The sequence below is a fragment of the Streptomyces sp. WAC04114 genome (assembly GCF_019733245.1).
Classification (GTDB): Bacteria; Actinomycetota; Actinomycetes; order Streptomycetales; family Streptomycetaceae; genus Streptomyces; species Streptomyces massasporeus_A.
In genome coordinates, this window is the sequence record NZ_JAIGQA010000301.1 from 1 (window position 1) to 5114 (window position 5114).

The 5114-nt window shown below is 72.8% G+C and carries 3 protein-coding genes; 2 read left to right on the top strand and 1 reads right to left on the bottom strand.

Annotated elements, in window-relative coordinates:
• Positions 1-8: 8 nt before the first annotated feature.
• Positions 9-2627: a glycosyltransferase family 1 protein gene (locus K4G64_RS38225; RefSeq protein ID WP_221760458.1), complete on the bottom strand. Its 2619-nt coding sequence runs from the start codon at positions 2625-2627 to the stop codon at positions 9-11.
• Positions 2628-2903: 276 nt separating this feature from the next.
• Between K4G64_RS38225 and K4G64_RS38230 the strand changes: the two genes are divergently transcribed.
• Positions 2904-4106 (top strand): S8 family peptidase, encoded by a 1203-nt coding sequence (locus K4G64_RS38230; RefSeq protein ID WP_221760459.1) that lies wholly within the window; start codon positions 2904-2906, stop codon positions 4104-4106.
• A 215-nt stretch (positions 4107-4321) separates the two neighbouring features.
• A partial coding sequence (locus K4G64_RS38235) for a maltotransferase domain-containing protein (RefSeq protein WP_221760460.1) occupies positions 4322-5114 on the top strand: 793 nt, incomplete at its 3' end.

The window sequence follows — 5114 nt, forward strand, 5'->3', positions numbered from 1 at the left end:
GCCGACACTCAGCGCATCAAAAGCCCCGCCGCCTCCACCAACTCCTCGGAAGGCCCTGCGACCAAGCCCAACTCCGCGCTGGAAGCCATGAGCCGATGCGCCGGAAGGATCCGCACCGTATACCCGAAAGGCCCGGTGCGATCCAGCGACAAGGGCCCCTCATAGACCCAGCGCCCCTCCTGATCGGGGGAGCCCACCGGCTTCAGGGGAACCACCGTCGCGTCACCGATCCGGTCCTCCTCGTCCACCCGCCCCGAGACGACCTGCACCTCCACGTCGTCCGGCCCTAGCTGACCGAGCCCGACCCGCACCCGAAGCCCCAGCGTCGTACCGAGCTCCGCCAGCGCGGCCACCGCGGACGTCTCCACATGGTCGACCGTGACCTCCGGCCAGGCCGCCCGCACCCGCCCCTTCCACTCGGCGAGCTCCCGCGCCGAGTCCGGCACGAGCGAGCGGTGGGCGAGCGCCGCCGGCGCGTAGAGCCGCTCGACGTACTCGCGGACCATCCGCCCCGCCAGCACCTTCGGCCCGAGCAGGCTCAGCGTGTGCCGGACCATCTCGATCCACCGGTCGGGCAGCCCGCTGCGCCCGCGCTCGTAGAAGCGGGGCGTCACCCGCTGTTCCAGCAGGTCGTACAGCGCCGCGGCCTCTATGTCGTCGCGATGGTCGGGATCCGTCCCCACGCCGTCCGCCGTCGGGATGGCCCAGCCGAAGTCGGGCTGGAACCATTCGTCCCACCAGCCGTCGAGGACGGACAGGTTGAGACAGCCGTTGAGCGCGGCCTTCATCCCGGACGTACCGCAGGCCTCCAGCGGCCGGAGCGGGTTGTTCAGCCAGATGTCGCAGCCGGGGTACAGCTTCTGCGCCATCGCCATGCCGTAGTCGGGCAGGAACACGATCCGGTGCCGCACCCGCGGGTCGTCCGCGAACCGCACCAGTTCCTGCACCAGCCGCTTCCCGCCGTCGTCCGCGGGGTGCGCCTTGCCCGCCACGACGATCTGGACCGGCCGCTCGGGGTGCAGCAGCAGGTCCATCAGCCGGTCGCGGTCGCGCAGCATCAGGGTCAGGCGCTTGTACGACGGGACGCGCCGGGCGAAGCCGATGGTGAGGACGTCCGGGTCGAGGACACCGTCGATCCAGCCCAGCTCGGCCGTGTGCGCGCCGCGCTGCCGCCAGGAGGCCCGCAGCCGCTCGCGCACCTCGGTCACGAGCTGCTCGCGCAGCACCCGCCGGAGGTCGAAGATGTCCTGGTCGGGGATGTCGGCCACGGTGTCCCAGCGGTCCGAGCCGCCGACGGTCAGCGCGTCCTCGGCCCGCTGCGCGCCGATCTGGCGGGCGCCGAGCCGGAACACCTCGGGGGCGACCCAGGTGGGCGCGTGCACCCCGTTGGTCACGGACGTGATCGGCACCTCGTCGGCGTCGAAGCCGGGCCACAGGCCGGCGAACATCTCCCGGCTGACGTTGCCGTGCAGCAGGGAGACGCCGTTGGCGCGCTGGGCCAGGCGCAGGCCCATCACGGCCATGTTGAAGAGGTTGGGCTCCCCGCCGGGGTAGGTCTCCATGCCGAGCCGCAGGATGCGGTCGACGTCGATGCGGGGCAGTTCGGCGTCGGGGCCGAAGTGGCGGGCGACCAGCTCGCGGTCGAAGCGGTCGATGCCGGCCGGGACGGGCGTGTGGGTGGTGAAGACGGTTCCGGCGCGGACCGACTCCAGCGCGGAGTCGAAGTCCAGCCCGTCGGCGCAGAGTTCGGCGATGCGCTCCAGGCCGAGGAACCCGGCGTGCCCCTCGTTGGTGTGGAACACCTCCGGCTCGGGGTGGCCGGTCAGCCGGCAGTACGTCCGTACCGCCCGGACACCTCCTATGCCGAGGAGCATCTCCTGGAGCAGCCGGTGCTCGCTGCCGCCGCCGTAGAGCCGGTCGGTCACGCCGCGCTCGCCGAGGTCGTTCTCCTCGACGTCGGAGTCCAGCATCAGCAGCGGGACCCGGCCGACCTGCGCGAGCCAGATCCGGGCGTGCAGTTGCCTGCCGCCGGGCAGGGCGAGGGCGACCTGGGCGGGTGTGCCGTCGGGCTCCTCCAGCTGGACGACGGGCAGCTCGTTGGGGTCGAGGACCGGGTAGTGCTCCTGCTGCCAGCCGTCGCGGGACAGGGTCTGGCGGAAGTAGCCGTGCCGGTAGAGCAGGCCGACGCCGATCAGCGGGACGCCGAGGTCGCTGGCCGCCTTGAGGTGGTCGCCGGCCAGGATGCCGAGGCCGCCGGAGTACTGGGGCAGGGCTGCCGTGATGCCGAACTCGGGTGAGAAGTAGGCGATCGCGGCGGGCAGTTCATCGGGCTGGGTCTGGTACCAGCGCTCGCCGGTCGTGTAGTCGTGCAGGTCGCCCGCGACCGCGGCGAGACGACGCAGGAACGGGCGGTCCCCGGCGAGCTCCGCCAGCCGCGTGGGCGGCACGCTGCCGAGCAGCCGGACGGGGTCGCCGCCCGAGGCGGCCCACCGCTCGGGGTCGACCGACTGGAACAGCTCACGGGTCTCCGCGTGCCACGACCAGCGCAGGTTGCGGGCCAGATCGCTGAGCGGCCGGAGGGGTTCGGGGAGAACGGGTCGGACGGTGAATCGACGGATCGCCTTCACGGGTTCCACCTCGGCGCGTTCGCTGGATTTCGCAGGGCTTCGACGACGTCTCCTATGACAGTACCGGCGTCGGCGCCCGCGCCGCTGAGGCTCCGCCACTCGCCCCTCGATCGGCCTGAACAGCACCATCCGCGGATATGGCCGATTCCGCACCCATAGGCGTCCTTGTGGTGCTTCACACACCACGAGAGGCTGCCTCTGGCGTACCGGCCCGCGCCCGCCGCAGGCGGCTGCGCGCGGCAGCCGTACGCCGAGTCGAGGAGGGGAACTCGGACCATGGCTCGGACGCGCGAGCGGCGTCTGCGCCGGGCGGGGGGCCTGACGGCGGCGATCTGCGCCGTGGCGTTTTCGGCCACCACCCTGCCCGCGCACGCCGTACCGGAGGGGCGGATACTCGGCGCCGGATCACCCGGCTCCGTGCACGGAAGTTACCTGGTGACACTGAAGGAGGGCACGCAGGCGCGGTCCGCGGCCGGAAAGGGTCTCGCCGAAAAGTACGGGGTGACAATCAGCCATACCTACGGCACGGTCCTGAACGGCTACGCGGTGCGGGCGGGCGGGAGACAGGCCGCGCGACTGGCCGCCGACCCCCGGGTCGCCTCGGTCGTCCAGGACACCCGCGTGCGGCTCGACGGTATCCAGAAGAACCCGCCGTCCTGGGGGCTCGACCGGATCGACCAGCACAGGCCGCCGCTGGACCGGAGCTACACCTGGCCCCGGTCGGCCGGCGCGGGGGTGACGGTGTACCTGATCGACACCGGCGTCCGCACCAGCCACGAGGACTTCGCCGGCCGGGCGGGCCACGGCTGGGACTTCGTGGGGAACGACCGGGTCGCCTCGGACGCCAACGGCCACGGCACGCACGTCGCCGGCACGGTGGCCGGGACGTCCTTCGGCGTCGCGAAGCGGGCCCGGATCGTCTCCGTGCGGGTCCTCGACGCCGCGGGCGGGGGCACCACGGCCCGGGTGATCGCCGGGATCGACTGGGTGACCCGGCACGCGCGGAAGCCCGCGGTCGCCAACCTCAGCCTGGGCGGCCCGCGCAACGACCGGCTGGACGCCGCCGTGCGCGCCTCCATCGCCTCCGGCGTCACCTACACGGTCGCCGCGGGCAACGACGGCAGGCCCGCCGGCCTGTACTCCCCGGGCGGCGTCGAGCAGGCCGTCACGGTCGGCGCGACCGACCGCGGGGATAAGAAACCGGCCTTCTCCAACGACGGTCCGGCCCTCGATCTGTTCGCCCCGGGCGTCTCGATCACCTCCGCGTCAGCCGCGAGCGACACGGCACGGGCCACCTTTTCGGGTACGTCGATGGCGTCCCCGCACGCGGCGGGAGCGGCCGCGCTTTATTTGGCCGATCATCCGAAAGCGACTCCGGCCCAGGTCGGGGCGGTCCTGACCACCACGGCGGCGGCCGGGAAGGTCTCCGGCCGGGGTACCGGTTCCCCGGACAAGTTACTGCGGGTGCCGCGCGCGTAGGGCGAAGGAGCAGCCGAGCCAGGGGGCCGGCCTCGTCCGTCGCGGACGAGGCCGGTCTTGTGTGTCGACATACGCGTGAGTAGTTAACAAAGTGCCGGATTGCCCACCCGAATAGGGTGGGAAGGCTCCTGCGGGTACCCCTCTCAGGAGCACCACGCAGGACCCACCTCCCCACATACATCCGCCTACCCACGTTGACGCGGACAGGAGCGGTCATGCCCGCCAAGCACCCTTCACCAGCACCCCCCAACCGCCGCACCACCGGGGCGCGCGCACCCGCCGGCGAAGCACGCCCCGCGCGCCCGGCCGCCGGCCCCGCGGCCTCGCCACCACCCGGTCACGACGCGACCGCCGTGGGACGCATACCCGTACTGGATGTCCGACCGGTGGTCCAGCGGGGTCGCCGGCCGGCCAAGGCCGTCACGGGCGAGACCTTCGAGATCTCGGCGACCGTGTTCCGGGAGGGGCACGACGCGGTGGCCGCCAATGTCGTGCTGAAGGATCCCGTGGGCCGTCCCGGCCCGTGGACGCCGATGCGCGAGCTCGCCCCGGGGACGGACCGGTGGGGTGCGACGGTCACCGCCGGGGAACCCGGTCCGTGGACGTTCACCGTCGAGGCATGGGGGGACCCGGTCGCTACCTGGCGCCACCACGCCGAGATCAAGATCCCGGCGGGCATGGACACGGACGTCGTCCTGGAGGAGGGCGCGCGTCTGTACGAGCGGGCTGCCGCGGGCGTGCCCGAGGAGGAGGGACTGCGCGACGTGATCCTCACCGCCGTCGACGCCCTGCGGGACGAGGACCGCCCCGCGGCGTCTCGTCTGGCGGCGGCGCTGACGCCGGAGGTGGACGCGGTCCTGGAGCGGCACCCGCTGCGGGATCTGGTCACCAGCAGTGAGCCGCTGCCGCTGCTGGTGGAGCGGGAGCGGGCCCTGTACGGCTCGTGGTACGAGTTCTTCCCGCGTTCGGAGGGCACCCCCGAGCAGCCCCACGGCACGTTCCGCACCG